Genomic DNA, 15,610 nt, shown 5'->3' with positions numbered 1-15,610 from the left:
ATGAGCCTGCTTGCCACGATCGCCCTGCTCGCCGCCGCGCCCGTTGCCGGTGACGATCCCGATGCGATCATCGTCACGGGGACGCCCGTCACCCGCGAAGAAGCCAAGAAACGCGCGGCCGAATATGTGCGGCGCGCCGGGATCGCACAGCTCAAGCCGCTCGCGCGGTGGGTCGATCCCGTGTGCCCGCGCACGGTCGGGGTCGATGATGCGGTCGCGGCCATCGTGAACGCGCGTGTCCGAACGGTCGCCACGGCGGCGGGCGCCCCGATCGCCCCCGCGGAGTGCCAGGCCAATATCGTCGTCGCCTTCAGCTCGGACGGCCGGAGCCTCGCGCGCGCGGTGCGCCGCAAGGCGCCCGACCAATTCGCCGAGCTGGCGCCGGTGGCGCGCGATCGTGTGCTCGACGGCATGGGCGCGATCCGCTGGTGGTACACGACGCGCGACGAAAGCCGCGACGGGATGCCGATCAGCGACTTTTTCGTGAAGCTTTACAACAGCAGCATCGTCAGCACGCAGGTCGTGCGCGCGCTCCAGACCGCGACGGTCGTGATCGACGTCGAACAGGCCGACGGCACGCCGCTCGATGCCGTCGCTTCTTATGCCGCGATGGTCGCGCTCGCCGAGTTCCGGAGCAATCCTCCGCCGCCAAAGGATTCGATCCTGGCGCTGTTCGACGGCGAGGCGGAGCGCCGCGAGCTATCGAGCCACGATGCGGCGCTGCTGCGCGGAATCTACACCGTGCCGCCCGACCGCGAAGCCTATCAGCAGCGGCGCCAGCTGGTGACGACGATCCGCAAAAGCGACGAGTGACGGTCAGCGGCTCTTGGCGAGCGCATATTCCTGTGTACCGCGCGTGATAACCTCATCCTCCGGCAGGAAGTCGGCGATCGGAATCGGCGGCAGCGCGGCATTTTTGGCATAGAGCGGCGCGAAATCGGTGTTCACAGTCGTGTCGAGCAGCTGATCGAGGCTGTCGATGACGAAATAATTCTGCTGGAAATCGTCGATCCGGTAATCGGTGCGCATCACGCGCGCGAGGTCGAAGCCGATGCGGTTCGGGCTGTCCGAATCGAGCGCGAAGACGCTTTCGGCAAAGGAGGAGACGATGCCCGCGCCATAGATGCGCAGGCCGCCCGCTTCGCGGATCAGGCCGAATTCGACGGTGTACCAGTAAAGCCGCGCGAGCTGTTTGAGCGCGTCGAACTTGAGGCTGCGCAGCCCGCCTTCGCCGTATGCGACCATATAATCGGCGAACACCGGGTCGGCGAGCATCGGGACATGGCCGAAGACGTCGTGGAAGACGTCGGGTTCCTGGAGATAATCGAGCTGTTCGGGGGTGCGGATGAAATTGCCCGCGGGAAAGCGGCGATTCGCGAGATGGTCGAAGAAGACCTCGTCGGGGACGAGCCCCGGCACCGCGATCACCTGCCACCCCGTCGCGGCCATCAGCCGCGCGTTGAGCTCGCGATAATCGGGGATGCCCGGCTTTTCGAGGCGCAGCACGTCGATCCCGCGCAGAAAGGCGTCGGCGGCGCGGCCGGGCAGCATGTCCGACTGGCGCGCGAAGAGGCGGTCCCACATCGCATGCTCGTCGGCGGTGAAGGCGTCCCAATTCTGCGGAATCGTCCAGTCGGCCGCGGCACCCGGCGGCGGCGTGTCGTGGACATGGGTAAATTGGCTTTCCATGGACAGGCTTCTATCATCAAAGTGGTTTCATGTGAAACTTTATTCGCCAATCTCCACCACCGAGGTCGCGAGCCGGTCGATCTCGGCGCGGTCGTGGCTGACGTAGAGGATCGGCAGTTTGAGCTCGTCGCGAATCCGCTCGATCACCACCATGATATCGCTGCGCCGCGCGGTGTCGAGCGACGACAGGGGTTCGTCCATCAGCAGGATTTCGGGCCCTGCGAGCAAAGCGCGTCCGATCGCGACGCGCTGCGCCTCGCCCCCCGACAGGCTGTGCGGCCAGCGATCGAGCAGGTGCCCGATGCCGAGGAATTGCACCGCCTCGTCGAGGGTCATCCAGCGGTTCGCGGCTGGCACAATGTCATGGCCGTAGGTCAGGTTCGCGCGGACGCGGCGGTGCGGGAAGAGCCGCCCGTCCTGGAAGACATAGCCGACGCGGCGCGCCTCGGGTGGCAGGTCGATGGCGCCATCGAACAGCGTGCGGTCGCCGATACGGATATGCCCCCGGTCGGGCCTCAGCAGCCCCGCAACCATGTTGAGCACGCTCGTCTTGCCCGCGCCCGACGGGCCGAACAAGGCGGTCAGGCCGGGACCGGCGGTGAAGCGCGCGGCGATGCTGCGGTCGCCGAGGCGCCGGGCGACGTCGATATCAATCGCCATGGCGCTGCCTTTCGCCATGGGTGCGGCGCACGAGCCATTCGGACAGTATCAGCGCGCCGAGCGAGAGCGCGACCGAGAGGAGCGCGAGGCGCGTCACCATCGCTTCGCCGCCCGGCACCTGCAGCGCCGAATAGATGGCGAGCGGCAAGGTGCGCGTTTCGCCCGGGATGTTCGAGACGAAGGTGATCGTCGCGCCAAACTCGCCGATCGAACGCGCGAAGCCGAGCACGAGCGCCGCGAGGATGCCGGGGAGCGCGAGCGGCAGGCTGATCGTCCAGAAACTGTGCCAGGGGCTCGCGCCGAGCGTGCGCGCCGCGCCCTCGAGCCGCCTGTCGACCCCCTCGATCGACAACCGCATCGCGCGCACCATCAGCGGCAGCGCCATGATCGCCGCAGCGAGCGCGGCGCCGGTCCAGCGGAACATCAAACTCACCCCGAACCAGCTTTCGAGCCAGCGGCCAATGGGGCCGAACGGGCCGAAGGCGATGAGCAGCAGCCAGCCGGTGACGACGGGGGGCAGGACGAGCGGCAAATGGACGAGCGCATCGAGGACGACGCGGCCCGGGAAACGGTAGCGCGCGAGAACCCACGCGATGGCAAAGGCGATGGGAAGCGTGGCGAGCACGGCGACGCCGCCGACCTTCAGCGACAGCGCGACGATCTCCCATTCCTCGGGTGACAGCATCAAGGGGCCGAGAAGCCGTGGCGCGCGAAGATCGCGCGGCCCTGTTTCGAAAGGAGGAAGGCGCGGAAACCCGCGGCGTCCTTGATCCGCGACGCTTTCAGCAGCGCGACGGGGTAGCGGATCGGCGGATGGCTCGATGCGGGGAAAGTGCCGACGACGCGCACGGCTTTCGACGCGCGCGCGTCGGTCGCGTAGACGATGCCGAGCGGCGCGGCGCCGCGTTCGACGAGCGCCATCGCCGCGCGGACATTCTCGGCGGGGGCGACCTTGGCCGCGACGCTGGACCAGACGCCGAGATGCGTGAGCGCGGCCTTGGCATATTTACCCGCGGGCACCGCGTCGGGATCGGCGAGCGCGAGGCGGCCGGTGCCGAGTGCTTTTGCGAGTGCGAAACCGCGCGCCGGGGTCAGCCGGACCTGGCTCGATGCGGGGGCGATCAGCACGAGGCGGTTGCCGAGCAGGGTCGTGCGCGTGCCCGCGCGAAGCAGGCCGGCCTTTGCGACCGCGTCCATCCACTCCTCATCGGCCGAGAGGAAAAGGTCGGCGGGGGCACCCGCCATGACCTGCCGCGCGAGCGCCGACGAGGCGGCAAAGGAGAGAACGGGTTTGGCGTGCCCTTTCGCTGCCCAGGCGTTCGCCGCCTCGGTCAGCGATTCCTGCAGGCTTGCCGCCGCGAGCACCACCGGGCCGCGTTCCTGCGCGAAGGCGGTTGGTGCGAGGAGGAGCGCGATGAACGCGATCAGCAGGGGGAGGGCGCGGGTCATTGGCAACCTATAGCCGCGCCGGAGCCTTTGCCGCAACGCCGAGCCAGCGTGCGGCGCGCGGAAGGCGTGGGAGGATCAATCTCTCAACAATCCAGAGCAGGATCAGCGAGGCGGCGAGCAAAGGAAGGAGCGCGGAGAGGAGCAGAATCAGCGCGGCGACGCCCTTGAGCTTCGCGGGATCGCGCGCGGCGGGCGGCGCGCCGAGCGCATCATCGGGCCTCCGGCGGCGCCACATCAGGAAACCCGAGATGGCGAGGGTGAAGAGCGCGAGCGCGGTCGCGACGCCGATCAGCTGGTTGGCGAGGCCGAAGAGCTGGCCCTCGTGCCACGCGATGCCATAGCCGACGGCGCGGTCGATAGCGTGCTTGTCAGCAAAGCCGCTGCGCGACACCTCGAGGCTCGTTTCGGGGTCGTAGCTGACCTTGCGGACCAGCGGGCGGTTCTGGGTGAGCGTCGTCAGCGTCCAGACATCGCCGTTCGGCGGACCGAAGGCATTGGGAGCGCCCGGCGGCTGGATGATCGCGGGGGCGGGCATATGTTCGGCGCGGGCACGGAGCAGGATATATTCGAGACGCGCACGCGGCGGTGGTCCGGCGGGTTCGGCCGCCGCCATCGCATGATGATCGTGCGCCGTGTGCGGGTTGGCGCCGCCCTTCCAGTCCTGCACCCCCGACACCCAGCCCATTTCGGCGCGCACCGTGCGAAAGCCGCTCGCCCAGACCTCGGTCCATGGCAGCGCGGTGAAGAGCAGGATGAGCGCGAGGCCCGAGACCCAGAAGCCGGTGACGGCGTGGAGATCGCGCAGCGCCATCCGCCCGCCGAGCGACAGCCGCGGCCAGAGCACGCCCGCGGCGCCGCGTCCGCGCGGCCACCACAGATAAAGGCCGGTCAGAATCATCACGATCGCCCAGCTCGCGGCGAGTTCGACGAGCAGACGGCCGGTGCGGCCGATCAGCAACGTGCCATGAATGCGCGACAGCCACGCCGAGATGCGCTGCTCGGGGTCTGCTGCGCCGATAACCTTGCCTTGGGGTGAGACGGCAATGTCGCGCATTCCGCCGCCCGGCAGGCCGATATGGACGACCGCCGCGTCCCCCGGTGCCTCGGGGATGCGGTAGTAATGAAAGCTCGCACCGGGATTCGCCGCGAGCGCCGCGGCGACTTGCGCATCGGCATCGACCTTGCCCGCCGTTGGCAGGCCGCGCCAAGCGCGCTCCTCCCAATGGTCAAGCTCAGGCTTGAACAGATAGGCCGCCCCCGTCGCCGAGAGAATCAGGACAAAGGGGATGACGAACAGCCCGGCGTAGAAATGCCAGCGCCAGATCGTGCGATAGAGCGGAACCCGGTTGTTGTCGGTCATCCCCTGCCCTTCCCTCAGAAGCGCGCGCGGAGACCGGCGGAGACCGCGCGGCGTTCGACCGGGTAATAGATCGCCGAGGCGGGGGTGACGGCGATCGCCGCGCTGATATCGCCGATCGCCTTCTTGCCCGTGATGTTGCGGACGTCGACGAAAGCGTCGATGCCCTTCGCGATCGTCGCGCCGCCGGTGATACCGATCAGCGCATAGCCGGGCGCGCGCACCAAATTGCGGTAATCGGCGAAGGGGCCATCGGGAACCCATTCGAGGTTCGGCGCGATATGGAGCGTGTCGCTGCCGAGGCGGAGTTCGGCGCGATAGGCATGGCGAGGCACGACCGGCAGGCGGTTGTCGCCGAACTGCGCGTCGCCCCGGAAGCGGAAGTCGCTGTAGGTATAGACCTGCCGCAGCCGTAGCCAGTCGGTCGGTGCGAGATCCAATCCGGCCTCGACGCCCTGATGGAGCGTGCGGTCGGCGTTGAAGGTTGCCGCGGGAATGCTGGCGTTGGTCGTGAACTGAAGCAGTTCGCCCTTCAGCGTCGAGCGGTAGACGGCGATATCCCAGCGCGCGAAGCCAAGCTTGCCGCGCGTGCCGATCTCGGCGGTCCAGGCGCGTTGCGGGCGGATGTCCGAGACGACCGTGCTGGTCGGCGGGGTGCCGATCGTCTGAAAGACTTCGCCAAAGCCAGGGAATTCAGCCGAGCGGCTGTAGTTCGCGAAGAGCTGGATGTCGGCGGCAGGTTCGAACAGCAGGCCGATTTTGGGCGAGAAGGCGTCGAGGTCGATCCGGCCGTCGGTCGCCGGCGTGACCGAGAAGTTGACGGTCCGCTTACGCCAGCCGTCGGCATAGACACCGCCCGCGATCAGCGTCAGCGCCTCGACCGGCCGCACGCGCACTTCGCCATAGAGCGTCGCGGTCTGCGCCTTCTGGTCGGCGTCGAAGGTCAGCGCCCCGCGGCGCCCGCCATTGTTGACGAACTGGCGCGCGTCGGTGCTGCCGCGGCGGATCTCGCCGCCGAGCGTCACCTCGACCGGCCCGCCTGCATAGTCGGCGCGAAAGAAGCCGCCCACATCGACCGACTTCTGGTCGATGAGCTGGAAGATCGGATGATGCAGCGACTTGGCATTGACGAAGCCGCCGACGTCGAGCGTCAGCGCGCCCCAATTGAAACGCGTGCGGTTCTGAACGCGCAGCGAGTCGATGTCGCGCGCCTGATCACCCTGGGCCGCCCCCGCATTGGCCTTGCGCGGGGTCGACAGCGCCTCTGCCATCGTCAGCGCGCCGGGGATATCCTGCCGGATATGATTGACGCTGGCGTAGAAACGCGTGCTCACCACGTCGCTGAAACGCATTCCGACATTGCCCTGAAAGCGGAGGCTGCGGCGCTTTGCGTGGTCGCGGTCGCCGTCCGACGTGTCTGCGCTGATCGCGCCCCATGCATCGACGCGGTCGTCCACGACGCCCGCCGAGACGAGGCCGCGTACGCTGTCGAAACTGCCGGCGTCGGCGCGCAAGTAAATGCCCTGAGCGGTGCGTCCGGTCGGCGTCACCCCGTTGATCGCACCGCCGAGCGTACCCGACCCGAAACGCAGCGCATTGGCGCCGCGATAGACTCCAAGATGGTCGAAGAAGATCGGTTCGAGTTCCTGGAAGTCGCCATTGTCGTCGGCAAGGTTGATCGGCACCCCGTCCTGCAGGAGCGTCAGCCCGCGCATGTGGAAACCGCGCGACAGGCCCGAACCACGGATCGAAAGGCGCACCTCCTGCCCATAACGCGGCTGGAGATAGACGCCGGGCGAGAAAGCGAGCGTGTCGCGCAGGCTCACGACCGATTTGTCGGCATAATCTTCGTAAGACACGACGTCGGTGCCGCCCGGCGTGCGTGCGGCGCGCACCTCGGCGGCGTCGATGGCGGTGGGTGCGGTAACAATGATCGTCGAGTCGGCCTCTTCGGCACGGACGGGAGCGGCGACAAGACAGGTCGCAAGCGCCAGCAACGGCGCCGCCCCATGGATACGGGTTTTCATAGATTTTCCTTCGCTGAATACAGTCACGGGCCGCGCCGCGCGAAAGCGCGGGCAGCCGATTGCTCTGGATCAGGCGAAGGCGGGTGGTCCGGTACTCGGCGGCAGCGGTGAGGCGATGCCCGGTGCGAAGCCGAGTGATCGAACCGCAACTGGGACGGGTTCGACCGTGACTGGCGCGGCGGCGAGTACCGGCACGCCGGGGACGATCGGCGCATTGGCGAGCGCGCCCCACGGGCAATGCTGCTGCGCTTCGCTCCCATCGTGGCTCCCCGCTTTCTCAAGCGGAATCGTCATCGTGCCGCCGGGGTTGGCAGGGTCCGAACAGATGCGCACCGTGATTGACCCGCCCGCATCGCTTTCGATCATCCAGCCCGGCGCGACGAGCACCCGCGCAGCGAGCGCGAGCAGCAACGGCAGGAGCAGCAAGATGCCGGGACGGCGAAAGGCGGCGAGCAGGCTCACGCCCCGCGCCTTATGGCGCGCCCGCTATGCTGGCAAGCGGACAGATTGCCCTATTCAGCGGGCGTTTCGTCGGTCTTTTTGCCGGTGCGCGTCCAGGGGCACGGGAACTGGCCCCAATAGCTGCGCGGCTCTCCTCTTCGCATGCCGGACTTGATCCGGCATCCATTTCTGCTTCGGCGTCATGGACCCCGGATCAAGTCCGGGGTGACGAGAAAGGGTGTTTTGCTCAACTCGCCGCGGCGACGATCTCTGCCCATTCGGCTTCGTCGATTACCCTTATACCGAGCGCGCTTGCCTGCTTGAGCTTCGATCCCGCGCCGGGACCTGCGACGACGAGGTCGGTCTTCGCGCTGACGCTGCCCGCGGCTTTGGCGCCGAGCGCTTCGGCCTGCGCCTTCGCCTCGTCGCGGCTCATCGTCTCGAGCTTGCCGGTGAAGACGACGGTCATTCCGGACACTTCGCTCTCGCGCGTTTCGACGATATAGGGCGGCGGCGACACCTCACTTAGAAGATCGTCCCATAATTCCCGATTGTGGGGCTCGTGGAAAAAGTCGCCGAGCGCCTCGGCTACCGCCGGCCCGATCCCGTCGGCACGCACTTCGAGGATTGCCTTGATCGCTTCCATCTTGCGCGTCAGGAATTTGCCGTCGGACTCGCCTTCGGCCTGTGGGTTCGCGTCAAGATACGCCTGTATTCCGGCCGCTTTTTCAGGCAACAGCGTGATATTGCCAAGCCCCTTCAAAAGGTCGCGCGCGGTCACCGCGCCGACGTGACGAATGCCGAGCCCGAAGAGCAGCCGCGCGGCGTCGGGTTGACGCTTGGCCTCGATCGCGGCGAAGAGATTATCGACCGACTTGTCCTTCCAGCCCTCGCGCCCGAGCAGGTCGGCGCGGTGGCTTTTCAGGCGGAAGATGTCGGCGGGGCCCTTGTCGAGCCAGCCGAGATCGAGGAACTCCTGAATGCTCTTTTCGCCCAGCCCCTCGATATCGAGCGCGCCGCGGCTGACGAAATGGCGCAGGCGCTCGAACTTCTGCGCGTTGCAGATAAGGCCGCCGGTGCAGCGCACGTCGACCTCGCCCTCCTCGGCGACCGCCTCGCTGTTGCAGACGGGGCAATGGTCGGGGAAGATGTAAGGTGCGCGATCCTCGTCGCGGGTCAGGTTTTCGACCACTTGCGGGATCACGTCGCCCGCGCGCTGGATCACGACGCGGTCGCCCGGGCGCACGCCGAGGCGGCCGATCTCGTCGCGGTTGTGGAGCGTGACGTTCGACACGACGACGCCGCCCACGGTGACGGGGACGAGCCGGCCGACGGGGGTCAGCTTGCCGGTGCGGCCGACCTGGATGTCGATCGCTTCGAGCGTCGTTTGCGCGCGTTCGGCGGGGAATTTATGCGCGATGGCCCAGCGCGGCGCCTTGGCGACGAAGCCGAGACGCGCCTGCCAGTCGAGGCGGTCGACCTTGTAGACGACGCCATCGATGTCATAGGGCAGCTCGGCGCGCTGACGCTCGATTTCGGCATAATGAGCGAGGATATCGGCAACCGATTCATAACGCTTGAGCAGCGGCGACACCGGGGCACCCCAGCGTTCGATTTGCTTCATCACGTCGAACTGGCTTTCTGCGGGAAGCGCGCTGACCTCACCCCAGCCGTGCGCGAGGAAGCGCAAGGGGCGCGATGCGGTGACGCCCGCATCCTTCTGGCGTAGCGACCCCGCGGCGGCGTTGCGCGGATTGGCGAACTGGCGGACCGTGGCGGAGTCGAACTCCTGTTCGCGCTGGACGGCGAGCGCCCTGCCCTCTTCCATCAATCGCGCGTTGAGCGCCGTGAAATCGGCCTTCGCCATATAGACTTCGCCGCGGATCTCGAAGACGTCGGGCGCTGCTCCCTTCAGTTCCTGCGGAATGTCGGCGATATGGCGGACGTTCGCGGTGACATCCTCGCCGACGCTGCCGTCGCCGCGCGTCGCGGCCTGGACGAGCTTGCCCTTTTCGTAGCGCAGCGAGCAGGAGAGGCCGTCGATCTTGTCCTCGGCGGTCATCGCAATGACGGCGTCGGCGGCGAGGTTGAGGAAGCGGCGGACGCGTGCGGCGAATTCCTCGACATCCTCGGCGGCGAACGCATTGTCGAGGCTCATCATGCGCTGCGCGTGGGTGACCTTGGCGAGCGGCGACGCCTCGACCGCGGCGCCAACCTGGTTGTTCGGGCTGTCGGCGCGGATCAGCGCCGGGAAGGCGGCTTCGAGTTCATTGTTGCGGCGGACGAGCGCGTCATAGTCGGCGTCCGAAATCTCGGGCGCGTCCTCGGCGTGATAGCGTTTGCTGTGATGGGCGATCTGCTTCGCCAGCCGCATCAATTCATTGGCGGCGTCGGCCTGCGACAGGGATTCGATTTCGGTCATGCACCGGTCTTTGCCACCGGCTTGAACTCGGCGCGAGTACCAAATCCCGCGATCAGCGGGCGACCCTTTTTGATCGCGTCCTGCACGACGGGAAGCTTGAGCGAGGCGGCGTGCGCCTCCTTGCTGTCCCACAGTTCGACGATCCAGATCGCGTCGGGGTTCGCGCTGTCCTCGCCGATCAGATAGGCGATGTTACCGGGCATCGCATCCGTCCCTTCGGACAGGATCGCGACGAGCGCGGCGCGCTGGCCGGGTTGCGCCATCATCTGGCCAAGCAGGCCATATTGGGGATCGGCTTCTTCCATCTTGGCCTCCAGGGCGCGCAGTTTCGTGGCAGGGAGCAGCGCCGCGGCCATCGCCAGCATCGCGGCAAGATGGTCGCGGCGGCTCATCATTTCGCGATCGCCAGCACATACACCTCGCGCCGGATGCGGAAACCGAGCGATTCATAGAGTGCGATCGCGCCGGCATTGTCGGCATAGCTGTGCAGGAACGGCTGCTCGCCGCGCAGGGCCATTTCGCGCATGACATGGCCGATCAGCGCGCGTGCGAGCCCGCGGCCGCGGCAATCCTCCCATGTCGCGACGCCGCTGACCTCCGCCATGCCGGGAACCAATATGCGTTGCCCCGCCATCGCGAGCAGCCGGCCGTTTTCGCGGATTCCGAAGAAGGGGCCGTAACGATGCGTCTTCGGACCCCATGGCCCGGGCTTCGCATGCTCGGCGAGCGACGCCATTTCGGGCGCGTCATCGTCGCCGAGCGCGATGATGACGGGCTCGCCTTCGCGCGGCGGCGGCGGCGCGCCCTCGGCGACCATCTGCGCGAGCACCGCGCGCTTCACTTCGCGCGTGCCGGGCGGAACGGGCCATGGCTCGCCCTCGACGATCCAGATTTCGCCTTCATCGGGGACGAGTGCGGCGAGCGCGGCGAGCGCTTCGGCCCCCGTGTCGGGTGCGGCACCAAAGACGCCATAGCCGCGATCGATCCGCACCGCGCGGCCATCGCCCTCGGCGAGATGCGCCTGCCGCCCGGTGAGCATGCTCCAGACCGGCCGGTCGAGCGGATGCGCCGTGGTCACACCGCGACCTCCAGCAGCCTCTCGGCCTGCGCGCGCGCCTCGGCCGTGACTTCGGCGCCCGAGAGCATGCGCGCGATTTCCTCGCGGCGGCCGGCTTCGTCGAGCGCGTGGACGCTGGTGCGCGTCACCGTTCCCTGGCTCGATTTGGCGATGATGAAATGCGCCGCGCCCTTGGCGGCGACCTGCGGGCTGTGCGTCACCGCGAGCAATTGTTTTCCGGCGCCCGCAAGGCGCGCGAGCCGCTCACCGATCGCCGAGGCGACCGCGCCGCCGACGCCGCGGTCGATTTCGTCGAAGATGATCGTGTCGGCGCCGCCCTCTTCGGCGAGCGCGACTTTGAGCGCGAGGATGAAGCGCGAGAGTTCGCCGCCCGAGGCGATCTTGGCGAGCGGCGCGAAGGGCGCGCCGGGGTTGGTCGAGATGAGATATTCGACGCGGTCCATGCCCTCCGACCCCCAGCGCTCGGCGGGGAGGCGCTCGACAAGCGTCTGGAAGCGCGCGGCGTCGAGTTTCAGCGGCACGAGTTCGCCCGCGACCGCGGCATCGAGGCGGGTCGCGGCCTTGCTGCGCTGGTCGGATAGTGCCGTCGCGGCGTGGGTATAAGCCGCGGCGGTTTCGGCGACCGCGGTTTCGAGCTTGGCCAGCCCCGCGCTGCCGCCTTCGATCGCGTCGAGCCTTGCCGCGAGCGTGCCGGTGAGTTCGGCGAGTTCGTCGGGCTGGACATTGTGCTTGCGCGCCATCGCACGCAGTTCGAACAGGCGCGTCTCGGTCGCCTCGAGCCGCTCGGGATCATATTCCATCGCGCGCGCGGCTTCGTGCAATTTGCTCTCGGCCTCGTCGGCCTCGATGATCGCGCGGTCGAGCCCCGCGAGCGCTTCGGCGAGCAACGGATGATCGCCCGCGAGCCGGTCGAGCCGCCGCGCCGCACCGCGCAGTTGCGCGGGACCGCTGTCGCTGCCCTCGAACGCTTCCATGATCGCGCCGAGGTCACCCGCGACCTTTTCGCCCTTTTGCATCGTGGCGCGCGCTTCGGAGAGTTCGGCGTCCTCGCCGGGTTGGGGAGCCAGCGTCTGCAGTTCGGCGACGCAATGCTCGAGCCATTCGCGGTCGCGTTCGGCTTCCGAAATAGCGGCGCGCGCAGCGGCGAGCCTGTCCTCGGCCGCGCGCCATGCGGCGTGGGCGGCCGTAACGCCGCGGGTATCGGCGCGCGCATAAGCGTCGAGCAGCGCGCGGTGCCCCGCGGGGGCGAGCAGGCCGCGGTCGTCGTGCTGGCCGTGGATTTCGACCAGATAGGTTCCGACTTCGCGCAGCAGCGCCGCCGAACAGGGCTGGTCATTGATGAAGGCGCGGCTGCCGCCGTCGGCCTTGAGCGTACGGCGGATCAGCAAGGGTTCGCCGGTTTCCAGCGCAATCTCGTTTTCGGCGAGCAGCGCGGCAAGCTTCGTACCGGGTGCGGGCGCGACAAAACTCGCCGTCACCTGCGCCTTGTCGGTGCCCTGCCGCACCAGCGCGCTGTCGGCGCGCGCGCCGAGCGCGAGGCCCAATGCGTCGAGCAGGATCGACTTGCCCGCCCCCGTTTCGCCGGTCAGCGCGCCCAGCCCGGCCTCGAAATCGAGGTCGAGCCGTTCGATCAGGACGATATTGGCGATAGATAGAGCGGTTAGCACAGGCCGTCCTTACCGCAGAACAAAGGCAGAATCTATTCCCGGCGCGATCAGGCGCTCGGTGCGTTCTTCTGCATCAGCTTGTAAGCGCGCGCATACCATTCGTTGCCGGGATAGTTGGCGCCGAGCACCGCGGCCGACTTCTTCGCTTCCGCGGGGATGCCGAGCGCGAGATAGGATTCGGTCAGGCGGTAGAGCGCCTCGGGCGCGTGGCTCGTCGTCTGATATTTGTCGACGACCTCGCGGAAGCGGATCGACGCTGCGAGCCAGTTCGAGCTGCGCTGATAGAAACGGCCGATTTCCATTTCCTTGCCCGCCAGATGATCCTGCACCAGGTCGACCTTGAGCCGCGCATCCGACGCATAGCGGCTGTCGGGGTAGCGGCGGATCACTTCGCCGAGCGCGGCCGACGCCTGCTGCGTGATCTTCTGGTCGCGGGTGACATCGCTGATCTGCTCATAATAGCTGAGCGCGATCAGATAATAGGCGTAGGCCGCGTCCTTGTTGCCCGGATGGATCGCGAGGAAGCGCTGCGCCGCCTCGATCGCCGGGGTATATTCGCGGTCCATATAATAGCTGAACGAGCTCATCAGCTGCGCGCGGCGCGCCCACGGCGAATAGGGATGCTGGCGCTCGACCTCGTCGAACAGTGCCGCGGCGAGGCCGTACTGCCGGCGCTCGAGGCGGTCCTGCGCCGCGCGGTACAGCGTGTTGACGTCGCGCGCGACGTAACGCGTGTCCTTCTTCACATTGCCGCCCCCGGCACAGGCCGCCAGCATGGGGGTAATCGCAAGTGCGGCGGCGAGCAGGCGCAGGGTCGCGCGCGAAGGGGCATGTTGAGTCATGCGCGCGGTATAGCCACAGCGCGGATGAACGCAAAATAAATGATGGGGGTCCGGCGCAGCTTTACGGCGCCTTGACGACACACCCTTGCGGAGCGCCAACGGGCGCGGGGACGCGGCGCGCGGTCTTGATCGTGACCTGGGGTTCGAGCATCTGGCCGACCATCACACCCTCGCCAGCGGTCGGCGAGATCGGGGCGTTGAAGATCGCCTCGGCGATGTCGGCGCCGCCGACGATCTCGCCGAACACCGCGAAACCCGCGCCGTCGCCGCCGGGCGCGTCGGCGTTGAAGCCCTTGATGTCGGACAAGAGCAGGAAGAAATCGCTCGTTGCATCGCCGGGGTTGAGCCGCGCCATCGACAGCGCGCCCTTGCAGTTGGTCAGCCCCGTCTTCGTCGTCGGCTCGTGCGCGATCGGCGGAAAATTCTTGCGCGCATCGCCGCGGTTGCCCGCCTGCACCAGCTGGTTCGCCGGTCCCCAGCTTTTGGTCGAGCGATAGAATTTAAATCCGTCCATCCGCTTCGCATCGACATAGCGGAGGAAATTGGTGGCGGTGATCGGCGCACGCTTGTTTTCGATCCGCAATGTGATCGTCCCGAGATCGGTGGCGAGCGCGACATAGGGCCGCGTGTCGGCCTCGACCACCGGGGTGACGGGCGCGGGAATCGGCGGCAGCGTAGCGGGCGGCAATTGCGTCGCCTGCGGCGGGACGGGAGCCGATTGGGCGGCGAGCGCGAGCGCGGAAAGAAGCATGGTCAGCATGGCGCCGATCATAAACGCAATGCGCCGATCGATGCGAGCGGTTTCAGAATGGTTGCCGGGAACAGTGCCGATTGGAAAAGTCCGTAAGTCGGTCTAGGCATGCGCCCCCAGCAGCGAAAGAGGATAGCAATGAGCGAAACGCCGGACCGCGACACCACGCCCGGACCTGCCGTATCCGCATCCGACGTTGCGACGATCGGTTCGCGCTTTCTGCGTTATTTGCCATTCATTACGATCGCGCATTTCCTCATCGGCCTGCCCGCGCTGATCGCCTCGCTCGCGCTCGCCTATTTCGCCTTCGTTCAGGCCGACGCGACGCAGAAGATGCAGAGTGGCGGGGTGATGCCGTTCGTCACCTTCGGGACAAGCAATGGCGACAAGGAAGGCAATCAGGATATCGCGCTGACACTGACGAACAACGGCGTCGGCCCCGCGATCCTCGGCCCCATTGAAATCCGCTATGAAGGCAAGCCGGTAAACACCCCGATCGACTTGCTCAGGACATGCTGTACGCAAACCGAGACGCAGGCCCTGACCTTTTCCACCTCGCCTTCGACCGGGATCGCCGTGCGGCCCGGCGAGACGATCGAATTCGTCAGCTTTCCGCGCACGCCTGCGTCCGAACAGGTCTGGCAGACGTTCAACAAGGAGCGGTGGAAGCTCAAGGTCCGTGCCTGCTATTGTTCGATCTTCAACGATTGCTGGATCACCGAAGGCATGCAGGGATTGCCGAAGGCCGTGAACAAATGCCCCGCCAACTGGTCGCTCTATCGCGAGGATGCAGGAAACCGGATCGCCGGGGTCGACGTGAAGTAATTCAACCAATCGGTTGACAATTGGATCGGACGCCTCATATTCAACCACATGGTTGAAGATGATTCGCAAACGCTCGATACGATTTTCCACGCGCTCGGCGATGCAACGCGCCGGGCGATGCTCGGCGAACTGGCCGCCGGCGAACGGACGGTCGGCGAGCTGGCGGAGCCTTTCGCGATGTCGCTCGCCGCGGCATCGAAGCATATCAAGGTGCTGGAAAGCGCCGGGATGGTCCGCCGCGACGTGCGCGGGCGCACCCATGTCTGCACCCTCGACCCGGTGCCGCTGATGAGCGCCGACCAGTGGATCGGCATGTACCGCCGCTTCTGGACCGACCGGCTCGATACGCTCGAACGGCTGCTGCGCGCCGAAGATGCTGCCCCCCCTCCCCCCAAGAAGCCC

The 15,610-nt window shown here is 67.1% G+C and carries 16 protein-coding genes; 3 read left to right on the top strand and 13 right to left on the bottom strand.

The window, feature by feature from the left end; translation table 11 throughout:
* Positions 1–813 (top strand): hypothetical protein, encoded by an 813-nt coding sequence (locus FG91_RS07520; RefSeq protein WP_037513799.1) that lies wholly within the window; start codon positions 1–3, stop codon positions 811–813.
* Positions 814–816: 3 nt separating this feature from the next.
* On the opposite strand, the gene phhA is transcribed toward FG91_RS07520, so the two are convergent.
* The 13 genes from phhA to FG91_RS07455 all read right to left on the bottom strand — a co-directional run bounded on the left by phhA (position 817) and on the right by FG91_RS07455 (position 14,392).
* Positions 817–1,689 (bottom strand): phenylalanine 4-monooxygenase, encoded by an 873-nt coding sequence (phhA, locus tag FG91_RS07515; RefSeq protein ID WP_037513797.1) that lies wholly within the window; start codon positions 1,687–1,689, stop codon positions 817–819.
* Between the two features lie 39 nt (positions 1,690–1,728).
* On the bottom strand, positions 1,729–2,349 hold the full coding sequence (locus tag FG91_RS07510) for a molybdenum ABC transporter ATP-binding protein (RefSeq protein WP_037514051.1): 621 nt from the start codon (positions 2,347–2,349) through the stop codon (positions 1,729–1,731).
* Positions 2,339–3,034 carry a molybdate ABC transporter permease subunit gene (gene modB / locus FG91_RS07505; protein ID WP_037513795.1) on the bottom strand — a complete coding sequence of 232 codons (696 nt, stop codon included), beginning with the start codon at positions 3,032–3,034 and terminating at the stop codon, positions 2,339–2,341. Before modB ends, FG91_RS07510 begins: the two co-directional genes overlap by 11 nt.
* Complete coding sequence (modA, locus tag FG91_RS07500; RefSeq protein ID WP_037513793.1) at positions 3,034–3,798, bottom strand: molybdate ABC transporter substrate-binding protein; 765 nt, start codon at positions 3,796–3,798, stop codon at positions 3,034–3,036. Before modA ends, modB begins: the two co-directional genes overlap by 1 nt.
* Positions 3,799–3,805: 7 nt before the next feature.
* A complete protein-coding gene (locus tag FG91_RS07495; RefSeq protein ID WP_037513790.1) occupies positions 3,806–5,158 on the bottom strand; it encodes a PepSY-associated TM helix domain-containing protein in 1,353 nt (450 codons plus the stop codon).
* Positions 5,159–5,172: 14 nt separating this feature from the next.
* Positions 5,173–7,182 (bottom strand): TonB-dependent receptor family protein, encoded by a 2,010-nt coding sequence (locus tag FG91_RS07490; protein WP_037513789.1) that lies wholly within the window; start codon positions 7,180–7,182, stop codon positions 5,173–5,175.
* 69 nt (positions 7,183–7,251) lie between these two features.
* On the bottom strand, positions 7,252–7,644 hold the full coding sequence (locus tag FG91_RS07485; RefSeq protein WP_037513787.1) for a DUF2946 family protein: 393 nt from the start codon (positions 7,642–7,644) through the stop codon (positions 7,252–7,254).
* Between the two features lie 226 nt (positions 7,645–7,870).
* The gene (ligA, locus tag FG91_RS07480; protein WP_037513785.1) at positions 7,871–10,045 is read right to left on the bottom strand and encodes an NAD-dependent DNA ligase LigA; all 2,175 of its coding nucleotides are present in this window, start codon (positions 10,043–10,045) and stop codon (positions 7,871–7,873) included.
* On the bottom strand, positions 10,042–10,440 hold the full coding sequence (locus tag FG91_RS07475) for a putative quinol monooxygenase (protein WP_443027736.1): 399 nt from the start codon (positions 10,438–10,440) through the stop codon (positions 10,042–10,044). Before FG91_RS07475 ends, ligA begins: the two co-directional genes overlap by 4 nt.
* On the bottom strand, positions 10,437–11,123 hold the full coding sequence (locus tag FG91_RS07470; RefSeq protein ID WP_235211974.1) for a GNAT family N-acetyltransferase: 687 nt from the start codon (positions 11,121–11,123) through the stop codon (positions 10,437–10,439). The genes FG91_RS07475 and FG91_RS07470 overlap by 4 nt, the downstream gene beginning before the upstream one ends.
* Positions 11,120–12,790 (bottom strand): DNA repair protein RecN, encoded by a 1,671-nt coding sequence (recN, locus tag FG91_RS07465; protein WP_037513784.1) that lies wholly within the window; start codon positions 12,788–12,790, stop codon positions 11,120–11,122. The genes FG91_RS07470 and recN overlap by 4 nt, the downstream gene beginning before the upstream one ends.
* A gap of 47 nt (positions 12,791–12,837) precedes the next feature.
* Complete coding sequence (locus FG91_RS07460) at positions 12,838–13,632, bottom strand: outer membrane protein assembly factor BamD (protein ID WP_037513782.1); 795 nt, start codon at positions 13,630–13,632, stop codon at positions 12,838–12,840.
* Positions 13,633–13,693: 61 nt separating this feature from the next.
* Positions 13,694–14,392 (bottom strand): peptidylprolyl isomerase, encoded by a 699-nt coding sequence (locus tag FG91_RS07455; protein WP_052187418.1) that lies wholly within the window; start codon positions 14,390–14,392, stop codon positions 13,694–13,696.
* 129 nt (positions 14,393–14,521) lie between these two features.
* On the opposite strand from FG91_RS07455, the gene FG91_RS07450 reads away from it, so the two are divergent.
* A complete protein-coding gene (locus FG91_RS07450) occupies positions 14,522–15,208 on the top strand; it encodes a hypothetical protein (protein ID WP_037513780.1) in 687 nt (228 codons plus the stop codon).
* Between the two features lie 48 nt (positions 15,209–15,256).
* Positions 15,257–15,610, top strand: a 354-nt coding sequence (locus FG91_RS07445; RefSeq protein WP_037514045.1) for an ArsR/SmtB family transcription factor, incomplete at its 3' end; no start/stop codon positions are given.

This window comes from Sphingopyxis sp. LC81 (genome assembly GCF_000756375.1).
Lineage (GTDB): Bacteria > Pseudomonadota > Alphaproteobacteria > Sphingomonadales > Sphingomonadaceae > Sphingopyxis.
This window is presented reverse-complemented; position numbering and strand designations above follow the sequence as displayed.

Bases quoted from the DNA above. Each gene is read 5' to 3' on its own strand.
- FG91_RS07495 (WP_037513790.1), bottom strand. From the start codon at position 5,158: ATGACCGACAACAACCGGGTTCCGCTCTATCGCACGATCTGGCGCTGG.
- FG91_RS07520 (WP_037513799.1), top strand. From the start codon at position 1: ATGAGCCTGCTTGCCACGATCGCCCTGCTCGCCGCCGCGCCCGTTGCC.
- FG91_RS07475 (WP_443027736.1), bottom strand. From the start codon at position 10,440: ATGATGAGCCGCCGCGACCATCTTGCCGCGATGCTGGCGATGGCCGCG.
- FG91_RS07510 (WP_037514051.1), bottom strand. From the start codon at position 2,349: ATGGCGATTGATATCGACGTCGCCCGGCGCCTCGGCGACCGCAGCATC.
- ligA (WP_037513785.1), bottom strand. From the start codon at position 10,045: ATGACCGAAATCGAATCCCTGTCGCAGGCCGACGCCGCCAATGAATTG.
- modA (WP_037513793.1), bottom strand. From the start codon at position 3,798: ATGACCCGCGCCCTCCCCCTGCTGATCGCGTTCATCGCGCTCCTCCTC.
- phhA (WP_037513797.1), bottom strand. From the start codon at position 1,689: ATGGAAAGCCAATTTACCCATGTCCACGACACGCCGCCGCCGGGTGCC.
- FG91_RS07490 (WP_037513789.1), bottom strand. From the start codon at position 7,182: ATGAAAACCCGTATCCATGGGGCGGCGCCGTTGCTGGCGCTTGCGACC.
- FG91_RS07450 (WP_037513780.1), top strand. From the start codon at position 14,522: ATGAGCGAAACGCCGGACCGCGACACCACGCCCGGACCTGCCGTATCC.
- FG91_RS07460 (WP_037513782.1), bottom strand. From the start codon at position 13,632: ATGACTCAACATGCCCCTTCGCGCGCGACCCTGCGCCTGCTCGCCGCC.
- FG91_RS07455 (WP_052187418.1), bottom strand. From the start codon at position 14,392: ATGCTGACCATGCTTCTTTCCGCGCTCGCGCTCGCCGCCCAATCGGCT.
- modB (WP_037513795.1), bottom strand. From the start codon at position 3,034: ATGCTGTCACCCGAGGAATGGGAGATCGTCGCGCTGTCGCTGAAGGTC.